The 17,973-nt window shown below is 56.1% G+C and carries 13 protein-coding genes; 10 read left to right on the top strand and 3 right to left on the bottom strand.

Annotation, left to right across the window (positions count from 1 at the left end):
- Nucleotides 1-30 precede the first annotated feature (30 nt).
- From E9531_RS07810 to E9531_RS07775, 8 genes are all read left to right on the top strand, one after another.
- Nucleotides 31-1,044, top strand: a complete 1,014-nt coding sequence (locus E9531_RS07810; RefSeq protein WP_244610032.1) for a FecCD family ABC transporter permease — start codon at nucleotides 31-33, stop codon at nucleotides 1,042-1,044.
- Nucleotides 1,041-1,850 carry an ABC transporter ATP-binding protein gene (locus tag E9531_RS07805; protein ID WP_136573188.1) on the top strand — a complete coding sequence of 270 codons (810 nt, stop codon included), beginning with the start codon at nucleotides 1,041-1,043 and terminating at the stop codon, nucleotides 1,848-1,850. The genes E9531_RS07810 and E9531_RS07805 overlap by 4 nt, the downstream gene beginning before the upstream one ends.
- Nucleotides 1,840-2,790, top strand: coding sequence for an LLM class flavin-dependent oxidoreductase (locus E9531_RS07800; protein WP_136573187.1), 951 nt, complete (start codon nucleotides 1,840-1,842; stop codon nucleotides 2,788-2,790). The genes E9531_RS07805 and E9531_RS07800 overlap by 11 nt, the downstream gene beginning before the upstream one ends.
- A 364-nt stretch (nucleotides 2,791-3,154) precedes the next feature.
- Entirely contained in the window at nucleotides 3,155-3,754 is a 600-nt protein-coding gene (msuE, locus tag E9531_RS07795; RefSeq protein WP_136573186.1) for an FMN reductase, read from the top strand.
- Nucleotides 3,751-5,055: an acyl-CoA dehydrogenase family protein gene (locus E9531_RS07790; protein ID WP_136573185.1), complete on the top strand. Its 1,305-nt coding sequence runs from the start codon at nucleotides 3,751-3,753 to the stop codon at nucleotides 5,053-5,055. The genes msuE and E9531_RS07790 overlap by 4 nt, the downstream gene beginning before the upstream one ends.
- A 35-nt stretch (nucleotides 5,056-5,090) precedes the next feature.
- On the top strand, nucleotides 5,091-6,317 hold the full coding sequence (locus E9531_RS07785) for a sigma 54-interacting transcriptional regulator (RefSeq protein WP_244610031.1): 1,227 nt from the start codon (nucleotides 5,091-5,093) through the stop codon (nucleotides 6,315-6,317).
- A 94-nt stretch (nucleotides 6,318-6,411) separates the two neighbouring features.
- On the top strand, nucleotides 6,412-7,668 hold the full coding sequence (gene ssuD / locus E9531_RS07780; RefSeq protein ID WP_136573184.1) for an FMNH2-dependent alkanesulfonate monooxygenase: 1,257 nt from the start codon (nucleotides 6,412-6,414) through the stop codon (nucleotides 7,666-7,668).
- Complete coding sequence (locus E9531_RS07775; RefSeq protein ID WP_136573183.1) at nucleotides 7,653-8,510, top strand: amidohydrolase family protein; 858 nt, start codon at nucleotides 7,653-7,655, stop codon at nucleotides 8,508-8,510. The genes ssuD and E9531_RS07775 overlap by 16 nt, the downstream gene beginning before the upstream one ends.
- A gap of 68 nt (nucleotides 8,511-8,578) precedes the next feature.
- On the opposite strand, the gene E9531_RS07770 is transcribed toward E9531_RS07775, so the two are convergent.
- Together E9531_RS07770 and E9531_RS07765 are read right to left on the bottom strand one after the other, a co-directional pair.
- Nucleotides 8,579-11,890 (bottom strand): carboxyl transferase domain-containing protein, encoded by a 3,312-nt coding sequence (locus E9531_RS07770; protein ID WP_136573182.1) that lies wholly within the window; start codon nucleotides 11,888-11,890, stop codon nucleotides 8,579-8,581.
- A 39-nt stretch (nucleotides 11,891-11,929) separates the two neighbouring features.
- On the bottom strand, nucleotides 11,930-13,558 hold the full coding sequence (locus E9531_RS07765; RefSeq protein WP_136573181.1) for an AMP-binding protein: 1,629 nt from the start codon (nucleotides 13,556-13,558) through the stop codon (nucleotides 11,930-11,932).
- Between the two features lie 94 nt (nucleotides 13,559-13,652).
- On the opposite strand from E9531_RS07765, the gene E9531_RS07760 reads away from it, so the two are divergent.
- Nucleotides 13,653-14,417, top strand: a complete 765-nt coding sequence (locus E9531_RS07760; RefSeq protein WP_136573180.1) for a TetR/AcrR family transcriptional regulator — start codon at nucleotides 13,653-13,655, stop codon at nucleotides 14,415-14,417.
- 386 nt (nucleotides 14,418-14,803) lie between these two features.
- The gene (locus tag E9531_RS07755) at nucleotides 14,804-16,060 is read left to right on the top strand and encodes a branched-chain amino acid ABC transporter substrate-binding protein (protein ID WP_136573179.1); all 1,257 of its coding nucleotides are present in this window, start codon (nucleotides 14,804-14,806) and stop codon (nucleotides 16,058-16,060) included.
- Nucleotides 16,061-16,108: 48 nt separating this feature from the next.
- On the opposite strand, the gene E9531_RS07750 is transcribed toward E9531_RS07755, so the two are convergent.
- The gene (locus E9531_RS07750; RefSeq protein WP_136573178.1) at nucleotides 16,109-17,815 is read right to left on the bottom strand and encodes a hypothetical protein; all 1,707 of its coding nucleotides are present in this window, start codon (nucleotides 17,813-17,815) and stop codon (nucleotides 16,109-16,111) included.
- Nucleotides 17,816-17,973 lie beyond the last annotated feature (158 nt).

Raw genomic sequence — 17,973 nt, 5'->3', positions numbered from 1 at the left:
GTTCTTACCTCGGATCGTAAATACGTTCTTATGCACGCTGACCATCGACCTGCCATGCCATTTCGCGTATTTGTGCTGATCGCCACCACACTGCTGCTCGCGGCATTGTTACTGGCTGCATGTGCTGGCCACCAATGGGTGAGCCCTCAGGCGATCTGGCAAGCTGTAACGGGAGACGGCTCCATGCAAAGCCGCTTGCTCACGCAGTGGCGTTTGCCCCGTGTGGTGGCTGCGGCATTGGTGGGGGCATTGCTGGGGTTGTCGGGGGCTATTTTTCAAGGCGTTTTCCGCAACCCATTGGCAGAACCCTATTTGCTAGGGGCTTCAGGCGGTGCGGCGTTGGGCGCCACGATCGCATTACTTGTGCCGTTGGGGTTGCCTGCCGCATGGTTGCTGCCTTGTTTGGCTTTCTTGGGCGCTTGGGGCGCTACGCTGTTGGTATTGGGCATTGCGCGCGTGGCAGGGGCCATGGATGCGGCGGGAATGCTGCTTGCCGGTGTGGCCATTGCTGCGGTGCTGGGCGCGTTGCGTTCATTTTTGATGCTGGCGCTTTCTGATGAAACGGTCAGCCTGCAAGTGGTGATGAGTTGGGTGCTGGGTGGCATTCAAACACCGCAATGGCAGGGCATTGGGGTTTTGGTGTTGATAGCGATCGTCAGTTTGTTGATGGCGCGTAGCATTGCCACAGGGCTTGATCTGTTGGGGCTGGGGCCCGTAGCTGCGCAGAGTTTTGGTTTAAACGTCAATCGCTTTGTCGCTTGGGCCGTGATGGTGGGGTCATTGATTGTGGCTGCTGCCGTTGCCTATGGCGGCTTGGTCGCTTTTGTGGGGTTGGCTGCGCCGCATATGGCGCGTTGGGCTGTGGGAGCCTCACACCGGCTGGTATTGCCTGCGGCTGCTTTGGTCGGCGCGACGGTGGTGACCGTGGCCGATGCTATTGCGCGCAGTGTGTTGCCGCCTGCGGAAATTCCGCTTGGTTTGATTACTGCCATTGCCGGTGGGCCCTTTTTCATTGTTTTACTGGCGCGGAGGTTGCGCCAATGAGCACATCACCCACTCCTGTTTTGGAGCTTCAAAACGTCGCGTGGAGCAAGCGTGGGCACACCATCGTTCATGGCACCAGCTTGGCATTGCCGGCCTGTGGCTCGGTGGCGATCATTGGGCCCAATGGCGCGGGTAAATCCACTTTATTGTCTCTCATGGCGGGGCTGCATAAGCCTGTGGCAGGGCAGGTATTGTTGGGTGGGACAACCATGCAAAGCCAACCTATTGCTACGCGTGCCAAAACCATCGGCTTCATGCCGCAACGATTTGCACCGCATTGGGACATCACGGTCGAAGAACTGCTGGCCATGCGCTTGAAGGCGGCATGCTTGCACACGCAATTGGCGCCGCAGGCGGTTTTGGAGCTGCACGGCATGGCTGCGTTTGCCCATGCCCGCTGGTCGTCGTTGTCTGGCGGCGAGCAAGCCCGTGTTTTGTTGTGCACCGTGCTGGCCACGCAGCCCCCGGTATTGCTGGCCGATGAACCTGGTGCTGCACTTGATGTACGTTACCGGTTGGAATTGGTGCAGGCACTGGCCCAGCGTGGGCGTTCGCATCTGGTGGTGGTGGTGATGCACGACCTGGATCTGGCATTTGAATTTTTTGACCGCATCATCGTGATGAATCAAGGCCGAATCGTGCTTGATGGCGACCGTTCGTTGGCTATGTCGCCGCTGCTGGATCAGCACTTTGGTGTGCGCTTTGAGCGCATTAACGTGCCTCCGCAGGTGTTGCTCAAAGCACATTTGCAGCAACCGGCCATGGCCGTGCCGTCTTTCGAGTCGGATGTTCCCTATGCGGATTGATTTGGCGGGGTGGTCACGCGATGCCACGTTGGGCGGGCACCGTGAGTTTTTGGCCTTTTTTGAAGCCGCCGAACGGATGGGCTTTGATGGGGTCTGGTTTCATGAGTTTCGATTGCAGGCCGAGCCTTGGCCTTATCCTTGCCCCTTGCTGTTGGCGGCTGCTTTATTGGCGCGCACCGAGCGTTTGCGCGTAGGCACGTCTGTTTTGGTCAGTGCGTTGCATGAGCCTGCTTTGCTGGCTGAGCAAATTGCACAATTGCAGTTTCAAGGCCAGGGCCGTTTTGATGCCGGCATTGGCCGTGGCACCGATCCCCAAACGTTGACTGCCATGGGCATCAGCGCTGATCAGACCCGCGAACGTTTTGAGCAGACGATGGCGCTGTTGCAAGCGCAGGCCTCTTCGAGCGCGCCTGAACATGCGCGAGCTCCACATCTCTTTGTGGCAGCCAGTTCGCAGTCAAGCATTGACGAGGCCGTGCGCGTGCGCGTGCCGTTGCTGCTGAGCCTTGAGCCGCCAGAAGCGACGCAGCTGGAGCGCTTGGCATTAAGCCCCGCGCAATCGCCGCAGCAACTGCAATGGATGCGGCAACACTCGAGCCTGTCGCGCTATGTGTGCATTGGCCAGACTGCGCAAGAAGTTCAGGAACAGTTGGAAAGCTTGTGGCCCTTGCTCTGGCATCGGCGGCTGTATTTTGCGGGCAAGCGCGGTGTTGCACCGCATGAGGTGCCGCCACTTGATCGCACCAGCATGCTGCGCGAGCAGTTCATTCATGGCACGCCAGACCAGTGTTGGGAACAAATCCAGCAGACTGTGGCGCAGACAGGGAGCCGACATTGGCGCTTGGTTTTCAATGCCAATGGCTTATGGAGTCGAGAAACCGCTGCGCAAGGGATGCGTTTGTTTTCTCAAACGCTGCTGTCGCCATTGCAGCGCTTGTGACACGCTTGAAAGCACGAATCACCGTGGTGGTATCCGCAGGAGCCATCCTATCGATAGCTTCGCTGCAGAACTTTGGATTGTGGGTGGCGCGAACATGCCAGCGAGAGCATTGAATATGCCTTTTGTGTATTTGCTTATGCAAGATGAATAAAATTTTTTCATTCAAATCAATGTGTTGTGATGATGAAGTTTATTTATAAGCACATGACGTAAATATGGTTGGCTTGCCGCGCCGGTGCCCGTTTAATTCGGTTCTCGGCCAAGACCGTTGCAGTGCAGGATGCCGCTGTAACCGCTGTCTTTGGCGCTATAGCCGCAAGCCAGAGTCAATCGGATGCGGCCATTGTGAAGAAAGGAATTTCCGATGAGTCGCACTCTTAAAACCGTAGTGGTCAATGGCAGTTTGAGCAAACCTTCTCGCACACGTGCTTTGCTGGATGCCGTGCAAGATCGCCTTTCTGAGGCCGTTGCGTTAGAGGTGGAGGTCATTGACCTGGTGGATTTGATCGAAGACATCGGCGGCACGCTCTACCGTAGCCAGTTGTCAACGAAGGCCTTGCATGCTCTCGAAGCGATTGAGGCAGCAGAATTTCTGGTGGTTGGCTCGCCAGTTTTCCGTGGCAGCGTACCGGGATTGTTCAAGCATTTATTTGACTTGGTGGAGCTCAATGCCTTGGAAGGCAAGCCCGTGCTGTTGGCCGCCACGGGTGGCAGTACCCGCCACGCTTTGGTGATTGACCATCAATTGCGGCCCTTGTTTGCCTTTTTCCAGGCCTTGACGCTGCCTATTGGGGTGTATGGCACGCCTGAAGATATTGACAATGGCCAAATCGTCAGTGCGGCATTAAACGAACGGATTGACCTGACCGTACAGCTGGCCGTACCAGTGCTGCAATCGTTGTTGAAAAAAAATGTCCCTGTGGCGGCTGCACCGGTCGTGCAGTTGGAGGCCAAGGCAGCATGAGTGAGCCTTTGCTGTCTCCATCGCCTGTGCGCACCAGTCACGCAGGCAGTCTGCATGCCGTTGAGCGTAGAGAAATCGGGCCAGTGCGTACCGACGACTCCGTATTGGCAGAGCATACTGCCACCAGCTACACCATTCCGAAAGGGACGTGGCAGGAGGTCGCGCAAGGTTTGGCACAGCAATTTGCTGCCACGGCTGCCGTGCGCGACCTGCAGGGAGGAACCCCGTTGGCAGAGCGTCAAGCATTGCGCGAGAGCGGATTGTTGCGTTTGTCCATTCCACAGCAATGGGGTGGTTTGGGTGCTGATTGGGTACAGACGCTGGATGCCGTGCGCACCATCGCCACAGCAGACAGTTCTTTGGCCCATGTGCTGGGTTTTCAGCACTTGCATTTGGCGACCGTGCAATTGTTTGGCGAACCAGCACAGTGGCAGCCGTGGCTTGAACAAACTGCCCGACTCAATTGGTTCTGGGGCAATACGCTTAACCCGTTGGATCGCCGCACGATTGCGACCCGTCAAGAGGGCTATTGGGAGTTTTCTGGCAAAAAGAGCTTCACCTCGGGCGCCTTGGATTCGCAAATGCTGGTGGCTTCTGCGATTGATGCGCTCAGTGGCCAGCTTCTGATTGGCGTTGTGCCAAGCGAACGCAGCGGCATCAGTTTGTTGCACGACTGGAACAACATGGGCCAGCGCCAGACCGATAGTGGCTCAGCCTTGTTTGAACGGGTGCGGGTAGAGCAGGCTGAGTTGCTGCTCAAGCCTGGCCCTTTGTCTACGGTGCGATCGACTTTACGGCCTCTGTTGGCGCAGCTTATTTTTGTGCATCTGTTCTTGGGGATTGCGCAGGGCGCGTTTGAGCAGGCCAAAACTTATACACAGCAACAAGCGCAACCATGGTTCAAGTCTGATGCTGAAACGGCCAGCAAGGATGTGCATGTATTGGCGCTGTTTGGTGAATTTTGGTCGGCTTTAGAGGCTACGCGCTTGCTGGCTTTGCAGGCTGCAGAGCTGTTTGAGGCTGCTTGGCAGGCAGAAGATGCGATCACAGTAGAGCAGCGTGGACGTGTGGCTGTGGCGGTAACGGCAGCCAAAGTGGCTGCAAGCCGCAGTGGGCTGGATTTGACTAGCCGTTTGTTTGAGGCAACAGGCGCCAGGGCCACCCATGCAGCGCTTCGTTTTGACCGCTTTTGGCGCAATCTGCGTACCCAAACCTTGCATGACCCGCTGCACTACAAACTGCAAGAGCTTGGTGATTGGGCGTTGAATGGGGATTTCCCCGCGCCGAGTTTCTACTCGTGAGTTCAGCTTGGTCTGCTACACGCACACTGCCTCCTATGTCATCTATTCCATCCTGGCCTTTGCCTTCTGCCTTTGCCCATCAGGCCAAGGTGCTTGATGGCGCGCAAATGCATACGCCAGAAAAGGCTGCGGCAGCACAGTCCGTTTGGCGCGATGAAGACGCCACCTGGATTTTTCAAGACCCTGTTTCACAAGCTCTACGGGAAACGCTCGATCAAGTTGCCCCGAGTGAGGCCGGAGTATTGCTGCTTGGCGATGGTGGGGCAGATAAGGATATGGTGGCACGCTACATCCATGCCAACAGTCCACGGCGCAATGGACCTTTCGTGTCCGTCAATTGTGGTGCACTGACAGAAAACATGATCCATGCCGAACTTTTTGGCCATGCACAAGGAGCTTTTGCAGGGGCGTTTGATAGTGCGCCCGGGCGATTGGAGGAAGCGCATCTAGGGACTTTGTTTTTGGATGAAGTGGATGATTTGCCGCTTGCCATGCAGAGCAAGTTGGTGCGGGTGCTGCAAGAAAAAATGCTGTCCCGTATGGGTAGTCAACAGCGTATTGCTGTGGATGTGCGGGTGGTGGCTGCGTCCGCCAAATCGCTTGAACAAGCAGTGGCGTTGCGAAAATTTCGTGAAGACCTGTATTACTTGTTGGGCGTTGTGCGTTTGACAGTTCCTGCCTTGCGTCAGCGGCCCGGAGACATCATTGCTCTGGCTGAACACTTTATTCGCGTGTGGTGTCAGCGTATGCACTATGCCCCTGTGGTGCTTAACGCGCAGGCCGAGCAAAAACTCTTGGAGCATGATTGGCCGGGCAATAGCCGAGAGTTGGAGAACGTGATCCAGCGTACGTTGTTGCTCAGCCGTGGCCTGCATATTGGCGCCAACGATTTGCTTTTGCTGGATGGGCCAGAGCGCGTGACTGTTTTTACAGAACCAGCTCAGGAAGAGGACTCGCATGCCCGTGCCGTGGCAGACCTTGCATTGGATGAGGCGTTGGAGAGTTTGTGCGATGTATACGACAGCAGTATTGAGCAGCATGTACTCAATGCCCTGCTGCTCAAAGTCTGGCAGCGCAACCGCTGCAATCAGGTGCAGACCGCTAAGCAGCTCGGCATCAGCCGCAGTGTTGTGCGTGCACGGTTGCAGCGCTTAGGACAAACGTCCTTAGCAGCACGGAATGGGGAGCACGAAGACAGTGGGGAGGTGGTGCCGCATTTACCTGCACAGGATGCGCCTGAAGAGGTGAAAGACCTGACGTGAGTGCCTATGTGCATGGAGCCTGCGCTTGAGCGCAGGGTCAACGCACAGGGGATGAGCACCGAGGCCAATTGGAATGTGAAAAGGAGTGGGTGATATGACTGATACGACAACAACGCCAACTACGGCAACTGCACCAACACAGCAACCAGAGATTTTCTGGTTCTTGCCCACATCGGGCGATACGCGCTATCTCGGAAAATCTGACTTTGGCAGGGCGCCGAGCAACGCCTATTTGCGCAGCATTGCGACCACCAGTGAAACTTTGGGCTACGACGGATTGCTCATCCCCACAGGCAGCGCTTGTCTGGACCCTTGGGTCGTGGCCTCCAGCCTAGTGCCGGTGACTAGCCGTATTAAATTGCTGGTGGCATTGCGCACTTCGCTGGGTTCGCCTGTGGCCAGTGCGCGCCAGGCTGCATCGCTGGATCAAGCCCTTAATGGACGGCTATTGCTCAACGTTGTCCCTGGTGGTGATGCCACTGAGTTGGCTGCAGAAGGTATTTTTCTGGACCATGACACCCGTTACGACTATGCCGATGAATACCTCAGCATTTGGCGCGATGTTTTGCAGGGAAAAACGGTGAACTTTGAAGGCAAGCACTTCACGGTGCAGCAAGGTAAGAACTTCTTTCCCCCTGTGCAGGCGCCTTACCCACCGCTGTACTTTGGCGGGTCATCGCCTGCGGCACATGCACTGGCGGCCAAGCATGTCGATGCGTACTTGACATGGGGTGAACCACCCGCTGCAGTGGCTGAAAAGTTTGCAGATATTCGCAGCCGTGCAGCCGCGCTTGGACGTCAGGTCAAGTTGGGTGTGCGCTTGCATGTGATTGTGCGCGAGACGAACGAAGAGGCTTGGGCTGATGCCAATCGCCTCATCAGCAAGCTCACCGATGAGGATATTGCACGCGCTATGCAGAACTACGCCAAGATGGATTCGGTTGGGCAAGCACGCATGGCGGCTTTGCATGGGGGCGATCGCACCAAGCTTGAGGTGGCCCCTAATCTGTGGGCTGGTGTAGGTTTGGTGCGCGGTGGTGCTGGTACGGCTTTGGTCGGCGATGCGGAAACTGTGGCGCAGCGCTTGCGCGAATATGTGGAGATTGGCGCAGACACCTTTGTGCTGTCAGGCTATCCGCACTTAGAAGAGTCGATTCGCTTTGCGGAGCTGGTGTTTCCGTTATTGGGCAAGCAGGCCGTCACCGTCAGTGACCGTGCCCAGACCGGCGGTGCATTCGATGTGCGTGGTGTACAGCAAGATGCGGTAAGCCCTGCGCCTGTGGCAAGCCAGCAGTTTGCAAACAGCGCCAGTGCAGCAGTTCAGAAGGAGGCAGTATGGGACAACGTGTGATTGATTTGCGCTGCCGCCCTGCGTTTTTGCATGATTTTTTTGGTGCTACGCCAGGCTCGCCAGAACACACGACGGCACGGTGGTTGAACCGCCGTGTGGGCACGCGTGGCAGTGACGCTCATTTTGAAAAATCACTCACCCAGCAAGGCTTTCTTGATGAGGTGCGCCATGCAGGGCTGAGCAAAGCGGTGGTGGTGGGGCGGCATACACCGAGCCAGCATTTGCCGATTGCCACCATCCACGAGATTGTGGCCGGGCACGATGAACTCATTGGTGTGGCTGGTGTTGATCCTGTTTTCCAAGGGGAGCAGCAGGCCTTGGAGGATGCTGAGCATGCAGTGAAAACCCTGGGTTTTGCAGGCATCAATATTGAACCGGGTTTTGGCGCTCCCGCACGCCAGCCGGATGACGCCGCTTATTGGCCCATTTATGCGTTGGCGCGTGATTTGAAAGTGCCTGTGTTCGTGATGAGTGGGCCTACAACACCGGATCCACGCTTCAATGACCCTGCAGGCTTGGCTAAAGTGGCGCAGGCCTTTGCGGATGTTCCGTTGGTGGTCTACCACGGGTACTGGCCCAATGTACAGCAGGCAGTGGGGTTGGCATTCCGTTATGAGAATGTGCACTTGGTGCCTGATATGTATGTCTTTCAGCCCGGATACGAGGCTTATGTGCAAGCGGCCAACAGTTTTCTGTCAGACCAATTGCTTTTTGGCTCTTCCTATCCGTTTCGCCCGATTCTTCAAAGTATCGAAGACTTCGCCCAATTAGGCTTTGATGAGGCGGTGATTGACAAGCTGCTGTATGGCAATGCCGCCCGATTGTTGAAAGTGAAAGACTGAACGCGCCAGGCTTGGCACACCAATGCAGTGGCGCGCCTGGCTCAGGAAACCATGACCACTGCTCTGCGTCACCATGTATCGACAAAGGGTTGAGGTGCGGTATGGACTGCACGGGCCGATTGCAAACCTTGCAGAAGCCAGTTGCGCGTGTGCGAAGGGTCGATCACGGCATCAATTTCTAGCGTTTGCGCCATGTTCATGGCTTCCCCGTTGGCATATTGCCTTGCTACCAGGTCTTTGAATAAAGCATCGCGTTGGGGGCCTTCTGGCTGCGCTTCAAGTTCTTTTCTAAAGCCCAGCCTCACCGCACCTTCCAAGCCCATGGCGCCAAACTCTCCAGTCGGCCAAGAAACCGTAAACACTGGCGCATCGAAACCGCCTGCAGCCATGGCTTGTGCGCCCAGTCCATAGCCTTTGCGCAGAACAACGGTGAAGTAAGGCACGCGCAGGTGTGACGCGACCATGAACATGCGACTGACATGGCGCACCTGAGCTTGCGCTTCTATGTCTGGCCCGACCATGAAACCAGGGGTGTCACACAGAGCGATGAGCGGTAAGCCATGGGCATTGCACAGCTGCATGAAGCGGGCGGCTTTGTCGGCTGCCTCAACGTCAATGGCTCCCCCCAAGTGTTTGGGATTGTTGGCCAGCACCCCCACGGCTTGACCTGCTATGCGGGCCAATGCCGTTACCATGCCCGTGCCAAAGTGGCGGCGCAGTTCCAGCACAGAGCCTTGGTCGAACAACCCTTCGATGACGTCACGCACTTCGTAAGCACGCAAGCGATTTTCAGGAATCGTGTGGCGCAGCAAGCGTTGGTCAGGGCTGGTGTGTTGTGCCAGCGTACCTTGAAAGTAGGCGAGATATTGCTTGGCTGCACGCACAGCTTGTGCTTCATCATCCACCAGGATATCAATCACGCCATTGGCCGATTGTGTGGCACTGGGGCCAATTTCTTCAGGGGCAAAGCGGCCAAGGCCACCACCTTCGATCATAGCCGGGCCACTCATGCCGATATTGCTGTTGCGGGTGGCAATGATGACATCGCTGCAGCCCAGCAAAGCCGCATTGCCTGCAAAGCAGCGTCCATGGGCAATGCCGACAACAGGCACTTTTCCTGAGAGGGCTGCAAACTGGCTGAAAGTGTGGTTGTTCAACCCCGCGACAATGGGCATGTCGGTATCGCCTGGGCGACCTCCACCGCCTTCGGCAAACAGCACCATGGGCAGCTTGAGTTGGTGCGCCAGCGCCAGCATACGGTCAGTTTTCTGGTGGTTGCGCAGCCCTTGTGTGCCAGCCAGCACCGTGTAGTCGTAGGCCATGATGGCGCAACGTGTCTGCTCGGCGCCAAAGTGCTGTGCGTTCACGCTGCCAATGCCCGTGATCATGCCATCAGCAGGGGTGTTGGCGATAAGATCATCCAGACTGCGCCGGCGTGTTTGTGCGGCAATGGCCAGTTGTCCGTATTCGATGAAACTGTCCGAGTACTGCGCAAGGTCGCACAGATCGGCAATGTTTTCACGGGCTGTTCGTGCGCCTTGTTGGTGCCGTTTTGCGACAACCGCATGACGGTTGGCATCGTGGGTGTAAGCATGGCGATCGATGACGCGCTGCAGATCTTGGCGGATGTGGTCAGGCTCTGGCGTGGCTTGTTCGTATGCTGTGGTGGTGGCTGCATCCATCTGCTCGAGCGTAATCACGACTTGGCTTTCACTCAGGTATTGCCCCTCTTGCACCAGAATGCGCTGCACGCGGCCTGCGTGTGGGGCTGGCAGCAGATGCTCCATCTTCATGGCTTCGACCACGCACAAAGGGGCACCTTGTACGACCACGTCTCCAATGCGCACTTGCAGTTGGGCCAACCGCGCTGCCATGGGGGTGCGTATGCGGATAAGGCCATCTTCTTCCTCTTCTGCCAGTATCGCTGCGGTGTTGGCGCTTGCCGCAGGGGCAGTGGTACCAAGGGGCATACGCGGCGCAGGCAGTGTCTGGCTGGCGGCAAGTAGCGCTGGTAAGTGTTCCTCAATAAACCGCGTATGCACTTGTTGCGTGGAAAATTCGGGCCGCGTGGCCATGGCGCGCAGCAAGGGTAAATTGGTGGTCAGCCCTTGAATATGAAACTCAGACAATGCCCGCAGCGAACGGCGAACCACGTCTGCAAAGGCGTTGCTCGGGCTGTGCACAACGAGCTTTGCCAATAAGGTGTCGTAGTGTGCAGAAGGCGCCAAACCCGTGTAGCCGTGTGTGTCCACGCGAATATGCGGGCCTGAGGGGGGGGCAAAAACATTCAAATGACCACTACTGGGGCGCGCTTGCCCTTGGTCGTTGAGGGATTCGGCATTGATGCGCCACTGCACGGCAAAGCCTTCTTGTTTGGCCGTGGTGTTGGGGTCAAGGCCCAATTGCGCTAGGCTAAAGCCATTGGCAATGCCCAACTGCAGGGCCACCAAATCCAAGCCCGTTACCGCCTCGGTGACGGTGTGTTCAACCTGCAGCCGCGGGTTGGCTTCGATGAACACATAAGGCCACTGCGTCGATTGCGTATCAACCAGAAACTCGAAGGTGCCAAGCCCCTTGTAAGCCACATGTTGTGCCATGCGCAGGGCTGCGTCGGTAATCTGGCGACGCAGCGGTTCGGGCAGGGATGGACTGGGGGCTATTTCCACTAATTTTTGGAATTGGCGTTGCAGGCTGCATTCCCGCTCGCCCAAGCTGGCGACGTGCTGACCATCCCCAATGATTTGGATCTCGATGTGGCGTGCGTTGCGCATCAGGCGTTCGACGTAGACGCCCTCGCTGCCAAAGGCGGCCTTGGCTTCAGATTGGCAGCGGGTGTACGCCGCCTCCAGCTCTTCTGGCGAGGCGACTGCGCGCATGCCGCGACCGCCACCGCCGCCCAATGCCTTGATCATGATGCCGCTGCCGTCTTGCGCTTGTAGTTGAAAGAATGCGCGGGCTTGCTCAAGCGTCACGGCTTCATCGGTTCCAGGCATCACCGGGACTTGGCATTCTTCAGCCAGACCACGCGCACGCGCTTTGTCGCCAAAAAGCTGGAGTTGTTCAACGCTGGGGCCGATAAAGGTGATGCCTGCCTGCTGGCAAGCAAGGGCGACATCGGCGCGTTCGCTCAAAAAACCATAGCCTGGGTGAAGGCCGTCACATTGCGAAGCCTGTGCGATGGACAGAATGGCCTGCGTATCCAGATAGGCTGCGGGGCCTTGCTGCTGCAGTGGATGTGCTTCGTCGGCCAGTTGTCTGTGCAAGGCGTTCGCATCGTCTTGTGCATACACGGCGACGCAATGCACCCCCATGTCTTGCAGGCCGCGAATCAACCGCACGGCAATTTCTCCGCGATTGGCTATCAGTATTTTTTTCAGCATGATGGCTCTCAAATGAAGTGATGCGTTGGGCGTTTGCCCTCAAAGGTCCTTGAGCAGGCGGCGTAGCACCTTGCCTGCACCGGTGGTCGGGAGTGCATCAATAAATTGCACATGGCGTGGTGCCTTGTAGCTGGCCATGTTGGTGCGGGCCCATTGGATGATGTCGTCTTCTGTTAGTTGTGTATTGGCTTTGCGCACAACGAAAGCTTTGACCACTTCACCCTTTTCCTGGTCAGGCTGGGCAATGACGGCTGCTTGTGCAATGGCCGGGTGCTTGATCAGAATGGTTTCGACTTCTTCTGGAAAGACGCTGTAGCCAGAGACTTTGATCATCTCTTTGAAACGCCCAATAAAACGCAGGTAGCCATCCTGATCGAGGCTGCCAATGTCTCCTGTATAGACCCAACCATCGCGCAAGGTTGCAGCCGTGGCTTCCGGTTTGTTCCAGTAACCACAGAAATTCCCATCGCTGAGTAAAGCGATTTCTCCCACTTCGCCTGCGGGCAAGGGCTGGCCAGATTGCGAATCCACTATTCGAATGGTCACGCCAGGCACTGCAATACCTTGTGTGCCCCAGCGGATGCTGTCTGCTGGCATGTAGGTATCGCAGGTGTGCGTTTCTGATAAACCATAGGCGGCTTCGCGTGCAATGCAGTGTGTGGCAAAGGTCTGCCACTGCTTGGCGAGCGATTCGGTGAAGGTGATGCCAAAGCTGGTGACAGGATTGGCTTTGAGGCTGCTGAGGTTGAATTGCGCAATGTCGCTTTGCTGCATGCATGCGACGTTCATGGGGGCAATGCTGTACCACCACGTGACGTGATACCGCTCGATCGCTTGCAGCGTTGCGCGGGGATCAAAACGGTGCAGCAGCACACTGGTAGCCCCTGTCATAACGGGGATGTTGACCCCCATCAGCATGCCTGCAATATGGTAGAGCGGGGCGATGGACAGCAGCACATCTTGGCCGTCAACGCCATTGGCTTTGGCACATGCGTTGGTTTTGAATGCTGCATTGCGGTAGCTGAGCATGGCCCCTTTGGGCATGCCGGTTGTGCCAGAGGTGTAGGTCATTAAGACCACGTCATCGAGTTCCAGCGAGACCGGAACGGGTTTGGCTGGTGTGTGAATGATGGCCCAGAGATCGAGGCAGTCGCTGCGAACCTGCCGTGGCGCTTTTCGGGCCGCTTCCAGTTCAGGCGGTAAATCCAATGTGGGGGCAGGAGGGAGCCAGTCGGCGTAGTGCACTACGAATACATGCTCAAGCGTGGAGTGAGGCCGTACCGCATCGACAACGGGTAGCAAATGGTCTGCGGCAATGATGACCCGCGCTTGTAAGTCTTCCACTTGGTAAGACAGTTCGTGCGCTTTGTTCAGCGGCCCACTGGGGCAGACGATCGCGCCAATTTTCTGGATGGCGAAGTGGGCGACCAGGTATTGCGGAGAGTTGTTGAGAAACAGCACTACAGGATGGCTCTTTTGAACCCCAAGCGATTGCAGTTGTGCTGCCAGTGCATCACTGGCATGGTCTAACTCGGCCCATGTGATGTGTTGCCCATACCAGATGCAGGCCGCCTTATCCGGCACATTGTGGGCATGCGCGCGCAGTGCCTCGTGCAGCGGTTGTAGTGCGGTGTTTGAGGCCGTTTGATGGTGGACTTGGCTAGGCATGCTTGTCTCCTTGGTGTCATTTTTGAAGCTTTTCTGGCATCTTGCAGCTAGGGCTGTCTTGTCATCTTGGCAGTTTGCCTGAACAATCCTACCCATGGGTATAACATCGGTGACACCAAAGGCTGGCCAGTTGAAAAAACTGCAGAAAGCAGACAAATCGGCCAAGAATGAGGCAGGCAATCAAACGCCTGTGCAGAAGGCATTACGCCTGAAAAAACCACAACGCAGGGCGGTATCTACCAAGACGGGACGACAGCGCAAAACCACTGCCAGTACGGATGTGCAGCGTGATCGCATTCTGAAAGTGGCCAGCGGACTGTTTGCTGAGCAAGGTTATGCCAACACCACGATTGCCCAAATTGCACAGCAGCTAGGGGTGACCAAGCCGTTTGTGTATTACTACTTTCACGACAAGCAAGAGCTGTTTGAGACACTGTCGTGGCAGCCCGCTGTGGCGTGTTTCACTGTTTTGGATGGAGATGAAAATGCGGGTTTGTGCGCAGCGCAGCGGGTTCGCCAAGGTATCGGGGATTTGATTCGCGCCACGATTGCCAATTACCCCTGTGCCTTCTTTCCTTACAAAGAGCCGCAGGCCTACAGCAGTGCTTACTTAGCAGCAACAACGCGATTAGCCAACCATTTCTACGCCTTGTTGTGCCCATTGCTGGAGCAAGCCAGAAGCGAGGGCGCATTGCACTTTGAAGACACCAAGATCACGGCGTTGGCGGCATGCAGTTTGCCCGGATTTTTATACACCTGGTATCAGCCTGATGGACGTTTGACGCAAGAGCAGTTGGCCCAAGTTCTGACGGACTTGGCCATGCGTGTTGTCGGCCTGCGTGAGGAGGAGGGTGAGTAAAGATCGGTATTTGCGCATCATGGGATGCACGGCCTTAGAACCTGTTTACGACCCCTACGCAGATCGCATTGGGATTCAAAAGGATGCGATGCGCGGCAAAAACGCAGACGGGATATTTGCCCGGCGAGGATTTTTTTACGCAGCAGCGCGACTTTTGGACTCCAACCTCAAGGGCAAGACTCAACAACGCGCATTGTGGCGTTGCCCGTTTTGCGCACACAGGCGTATGCGAGGCCACAGGCGCCTTGTACTGCCTCTTTTCTTGAGTTTTGCGCAACTGTGTGGAGATCCTGAACTCGTTCTTAGGGCATAGAGATGGGCCACTACCGCTAATCCAGCACAGAACTGGAAAGTATGTTTTTTACAACCAATACAAGGAGACAAAAATGAAAGTAAAAAAAATTGGACTGATCGCCTCTGCTGCCGCAATGCTGGTTGGTGTGCCAGGCACTTATGCGCAAGAGAGCTATAAGCTGGCTTACATCGACCCCTTATCAGGGCCATTTGCTAATGTGGGGGAGATCATGCTCAACCATTTGCAATTTGCGGTGGAAGACATTAATGCCAAGGGAGGCGTGTTAGGCGGTACGCGATTGGAGCTGCTGCAGTTTGACAGCAAACTCTCGGCACAAGAGAGCCAAAGCGTGTTACAGGCGGCGATTGATCAGGGCGCTAAAGCGGTGGTGACTGGAGGCTCCGGCTCTTCGGTTGTGACTTCGCTGGTGCAGGCCGTGGAGCGTTGGAATCGCCGCAATCCTGGTAAGGAGCTGCTGGTGCTCAACCATTCTTCGATTGATCCAGAACTAACAGGAAAGGCCTGCAGTTTTTGGCATTTCCAGACTGAGGCAAGCACCACCATGAAAATGCAGGCCTTGGCTAATGTGATTGGTACGTTGTCCGAGGTACAAAAAATCTACCTGCTCAATCAAGACTATGCGCATGGACGCCAATGGGCTAGTTATGGGCGAAAGATGGTGGCACAAGTGCGCCCTGACATACAGTTCACCGGAGAGGTCTATCACCCTATTGGGCAAGTCAAAGACTTTGCTCCTTATGTGGGCAATGTGGCTCAGACAGGGGCAACGGCGCTGATTACAGGCAATTGGGGCCAAGATTTGACCTTGCTCATGCGTGCTGCTGGCGATGCTGGGCGTGACTGGCATTTCTTCAATCACAGCGCAGGTAGCATGCCAGGCACGGTCACTGCGATGTCGATGATTCAAAAAGGCAAGCTCACTTGGGTGGCTGAGTGGCATCCTGGGCAAGCCAATACAGATGCTGCGCATCAGCTTGCTGCTGCATACCAAGAGCGAACAGGCAAACCATTTCTGGCCCCCCGGATTGATTTGACTCCCCGCTTGTTGGCCGCAGCCATCAACAAGGCCGGCAGTGTACAAACGGTGCAAGTGGCCCGTGCATTAGAGACCATGGAGTTCGACAGTGTGATTGGGCGTGTGACCATGCGTGCGCAAGACCACCAACTGTTGCTTCCCCAAGTGGTCAATACAGTGGCCCCTGTTGATGGGGAGTTGGTAAAGACCGGTTGGGAAGGGACTAACTACGGTTTCCGTACCGATGCGGTATTTTCTGGCCAGTCATTGGCTCAGCCTTCAACATGCCAAATGATTCGGCCGCAAGCCTGATGGAGGTGCTGCGCGCGTGCCGGTGCGTAAAGTGCGTGAAGTCGAAGTTCAAGGCGCTGTGCGCAGTGGCAAATGGATGGCGCTGCCCTGCGCAAAATAGGTTTGTGCAGCGTTGTCTTTTCCCGGGTAAGCGATTCGGCTGATGCCTGTGCCCTCGCGTTTGGCGCTGTCAGTATGGAAGTATTGTCCATAGAGGTCGGAAAGATCCATCTGCCATTGAAAAACAAATTGGCGCAGGGACTGGTCAGCCTCGTGCGCGGCAGGGTATTGGGTGCATAGGGTATCGCCAGCGTCTTGCGTGATGGCTGGTGAGACGAATTCACAACGGAACAGGCCATCGGAAGATTCGATGGCATTGTCTTTGAGTGTATTGAGCTGCACGCTTATTGCGCCGCGGCCTGGGATGTTGAAACGCCATAGACCTTGCAGGCTGCGCACATCTGGCGGGCCACTGAGTGCAAAGCGCACAATTTTGCGAGCAGGTTCACCGGGCAGCGCAATCGTGCCGGAGGTCAGTGAGTCAAATGAAAGACTGGCTGTTCCGGGGCTTTTCAAATGCGTACTGCTGGGTTGCTGCAACTGCACTTGGCTGATGGTGCCTGGAATAAAGGGGCTTGTGCCGATATGGAAGGTCGCATCGCCTGCCTCATCGTAGCCAAAAACTTCGAGTACAAGCGTGTCGCCATCTACGTCAATGGCAAAACCGCGGCCTGGCTGGCCATTGAGCTCGTCTGGGATAACCCAGATGCCGCTTTGCGGCACCACGTATTGCACGTCAGTCGCAGAGTAAGCGTAGTACAGACTCTCGCCTGTTCGTACGTTGTTGGTCTCATAGAAACGCCGAATGCCGCGCAGCTGCGCGGTGGCTTGTTGTGATGCGCCAGCCAAGTTTGTACGGTGGTATTGGAGGTGACCAACCACTTCATTGGCCACTAGGCGAATGCGCAAGTCTGCAGTAATGTCCTCGTTGGTGGCATTGCCCGTGCAGTGCCATTGGGTTTCACGTGCGGCAAGCAGCGCGGGTTGGTTGTCAGGTGCTGGCGAAGAGGAGTCCGCCTCGCATGTCAAGGGTTCTGGTATGCGCTCTTGTGAGACACGCAATTGCAACTGCACTTGCCCGCTGGGCGCTTGACGAATGACACGCAGATGAAAGGCTGAATCGCGCAAGACGTCTTCTGGGCCTTGTACTTGGTGAAGGTGGCCAGTGTACGCATCAACAGTTTGCACGTCAGGATTGGCGAGCCTGCGGGTGTCGAGTTGGAGGCGCTCAATGGCCACAGGTGCTTGGCCAGGGAACTCTGCGGTGCCTTCATACGAGCTGGAAAAACGCAAGCGAATTTCGCCAGCGTTGCCATCCAAAACGGCTGCTTGCGCGGGTCCGCCAATGGAGCGGCCATCCCGATAGCGTTGCAATGGGGCTTTCATGGTGCTGATGGCGTTGGGCTGCTCTGCATCCGCATGCAAGGTGCCTGCAGTGACCTGGAATGTCGGATTACCGTCGCTGTCATAGTCAGCGATTTGCGCCAATAGCACGCCATCTTGAACGTCGATGCTGAGGTTGCGCTTGGGACTGGCCGCGGCTTCTTGTTTAACGACCCAGATCCCATTTTGAGGAGTAGGCAGCGCAACAGTTTGTGCTTGTGCGTGCAAGCAGATACTCAGTAGTGTCAACAATCCAGCAGCCTTGGCGGCCAAGCGTGCATGAGCAGGCTTGGGGGCTGTTTGAGGTAGATGTGGCTGCAAAAAACCGCGCATAACAATCAATATCTAATCCATAACACATGTGCAGCGGAAGGTGGCTACACAAAAAAGTGGTGGGTTTTTTAGGGGGAAGTCGTGAATACGGTCTAAAGCCGGGCTGTTGGATGCAATGCAGGCGTGCAATACAACAATGACTTCAAACCGGCCTTCAT

This window comes from Lampropedia puyangensis, from assembly GCF_004833285.1.
Classification (GTDB): domain Bacteria; phylum Pseudomonadota; class Gammaproteobacteria; order Burkholderiales; family Burkholderiaceae_C; genus Lampropedia; species Lampropedia puyangensis.
This window is presented reverse-complemented; position numbering and strand designations above follow the sequence as displayed.

What these genes read in the sequence shown, in the direction of transcription:
- E9531_RS07810 (WP_244610032.1), top strand. Translation starts at nt 31, where the DNA reads ATGCACGCTGACCATCGACCTGCCATGCCATTTCGCGTATTTGTGCTG.
- E9531_RS07805 (WP_136573188.1), top strand. Translation starts at nt 1,041, where the DNA reads ATGAGCACATCACCCACTCCTGTTTTGGAGCTTCAAAACGTCGCGTGG.
- E9531_RS07800 (WP_136573187.1), top strand. Translation starts at nt 1,840, where the DNA reads ATGCGGATTGATTTGGCGGGGTGGTCACGCGATGCCACGTTGGGCGGG.
- msuE (WP_136573186.1), top strand. Translation starts at nt 3,155, where the DNA reads ATGAGTCGCACTCTTAAAACCGTAGTGGTCAATGGCAGTTTGAGCAAA.
- E9531_RS07790 (WP_136573185.1), top strand. Translation starts at nt 3,751, where the DNA reads ATGAGTGAGCCTTTGCTGTCTCCATCGCCTGTGCGCACCAGTCACGCA.
- E9531_RS07785 (WP_244610031.1), top strand. Translation starts at nt 5,091, where the DNA reads ATGTCATCTATTCCATCCTGGCCTTTGCCTTCTGCCTTTGCCCATCAG.
- ssuD (WP_136573184.1), top strand. Translation starts at nt 6,412, where the DNA reads ATGACTGATACGACAACAACGCCAACTACGGCAACTGCACCAACACAG.
- E9531_RS07775 (WP_136573183.1), top strand. Translation starts at nt 7,653, where the DNA reads ATGGGACAACGTGTGATTGATTTGCGCTGCCGCCCTGCGTTTTTGCAT.
- E9531_RS07770 (WP_136573182.1), bottom strand. Translation starts at nt 11,890, where the DNA reads ATGCTGAAAAAAATACTGATAGCCAATCGCGGAGAAATTGCCGTGCGG.
- E9531_RS07765 (WP_136573181.1), bottom strand. Translation starts at nt 13,558, where the DNA reads ATGCCTAGCCAAGTCCACCATCAAACGGCCTCAAACACCGCACTACAA.
- E9531_RS07760 (WP_136573180.1), top strand. Translation starts at nt 13,653, where the DNA reads ATGGGTATAACATCGGTGACACCAAAGGCTGGCCAGTTGAAAAAACTG.
- E9531_RS07755 (WP_136573179.1), top strand. Translation starts at nt 14,804, where the DNA reads ATGAAAGTAAAAAAAATTGGACTGATCGCCTCTGCTGCCGCAATGCTG.
- E9531_RS07750 (WP_136573178.1), bottom strand. Translation starts at nt 17,815, where the DNA reads ATGCGCGGTTTTTTGCAGCCACATCTACCTCAAACAGCCCCCAAGCCT.